Origin of the sequence: Pseudoalteromonas sp. KS88 (assembly GCF_004766475.1) — a bacterium.
Lineage (GTDB): Bacteria > Pseudomonadota > Gammaproteobacteria > Enterobacterales > Alteromonadaceae > Pseudoalteromonas.
Window position 1 is genome coordinate 1 of record NZ_PYHV01000054.1, and the last position, 1,663, is coordinate 1,663.

General features: G+C 34.5%; 2 protein-coding genes and 1 pseudogene. 1 reads left to right on the top strand and 2 read right to left on the bottom strand.

Translation table 11 applies throughout. The features are described from left to right. Nucleotides 1-244: 244 nt before the first annotated feature. Both C7Y70_RS20430 and C7Y70_RS20435 read right to left on the bottom strand, forming a co-directional pair. Nucleotides 245-787 carry a hypothetical protein gene (locus C7Y70_RS20430; protein ID WP_135476860.1) on the bottom strand — a complete coding sequence of 181 codons (543 nt, stop codon included), beginning with the start codon at nucleotides 785-787 and terminating at the stop codon, nucleotides 245-247. Nucleotide 788: 1 nt separating this feature from the next. Beyond that, nucleotides 789-1,106 carry a hypothetical protein gene (locus C7Y70_RS20435; RefSeq protein ID WP_135476862.1) on the bottom strand — a complete coding sequence of 106 codons (318 nt, stop codon included), beginning with the start codon at nucleotides 1,104-1,106 and terminating at the stop codon, nucleotides 789-791. A gap of 293 nt (nucleotides 1,107-1,399) precedes the next feature. On the opposite strand from C7Y70_RS20435, the pseudogene C7Y70_RS20440 reads away from it, so the two are divergent. Then, nucleotides 1,400-1,663, top strand: a pseudogene (locus tag C7Y70_RS20440) (IS110 family transposase); the annotation flags it as partial.

Below are 1,663 nucleotides of genomic sequence, written 5' to 3' on the forward strand. Positions count from 1 at the left end.
CGTAGTGCCCCAGCAACCCCAAAAGGATATGGGAAAAAATCTGGCTGCGATGAGATCGCAATAAGAGATTACTGCGTAACGCACCCTAGATGTGTTTGCCGTAAGCTACTTGCTTAACAGCCGCATCGACAGACGAAGTAAACGAATTTGTTTATTGATTTAGAATTGACCGTCACTGTATAAAAACGGTCAAAAAGAATACTAGTGCCTATTGACAGAGTTAAGGCTCATATGTGTTATATTTTTAGTACTGGATCCTTGAAAGTATTTCTAAAAGTTCGTGTTCATCAAACTCACCAGTGATTTGATAAATCAAATCACTGTCTACTTTATTAAGATATATCCTATCGTAATCCACATTACTTCCAGTAATAGTAAAAGCAAACAAATCATCTTTACGATAAACCTTCATCTTATTTGAGTTGTCTATATCAAATGCTTCCTTTATACCATCTAATTTGTCAGTGTTTAATGTATTACCGTATAAGTTTAAGAAAAATTCATGCACTGTCATATTAAACTTTTGGTGAAGGTTTGATATAGCAATATCCGGAGGATTAACTCCTATTGTTAGCTCTTTACCATTATTCAAAATTGTCACTGTGTGTGCAGATAAACCAAGAAAGTTTATTTTCTTTAAGTCATGTTTCACAGGGCAGAAAGATACGTCTACAATATTTAGCTGTAAGGTATCTGTTGAGCACTTTGATTCTGGAAATTGAATTACATTAGTTGCAAATACATTATTAGATATAATTAATAGGAAAAAAGGGATTATTATTTTCATTTTATATGCCTAATGCAGCAAGCTGTAATTTAGTTCTATAATTACGTACTACTTCTTTAGCACAAGTTCGTGATTGCTTTGATTCTATTTGTCTTAAAACACTTTGAGAAAAGTTTCTTACGATCCAAGATATTGTTGCCTTCCCTCCACTAGGTCGTGGAACCCAACTTAATGCAGTTGAGCATTTTTGAGTTGCAAAGATCATTTCACCAAAGACTTCTGCTACACGAGCATTTACATCTCCTTTGAAAGTAAGATTTAGACCAGCTCCTTTATAAAAAGCATTGATAGCATTTTTTACTGACGTATGATCAGTCATATTAAAACTCCATTTTTAATTTTAAGGTAATATAAGTAGTTAAATTTTCGCTTGGTACTATACCTTTTTTAGAATTTATAACAATATTATTTCACCTATGATATTGAACAGAGATAAAAATATAACGCCTCACTAAGAGGCAAAAAATTGTTGGCTTAACTTAGCGACGAAGGAGCAAAAAGCCAACTGTTTTTTGTCCTGCTTGAGTGCCTTGATACTCATTGAGCCTCCTCCCCAGCATCGCGATTATTCGCTACGCTGAAAAGGCAACCAACCTTAAAGGAGAAAGCTCAATGAACTTTTACAATAACATGCATCCATATTATTGTGGAATCGATTTACACGCGCGATTACTTTACGTCTGTATCATTGATAATACAGGACTTATCCTTGTTCACAAGAAAATTAAAGATGAACCAGAAGCGCTACTAAAACTACTTAAACCGTATATCGGTGACATTGTTGTTGGCGTAGAGTGCATGCACTGTTGGTATTGGGTCGCTGATTTTTGCAAAGAAAACACTATCGATTTTATCCTTGGTCATGCTTTGTATATG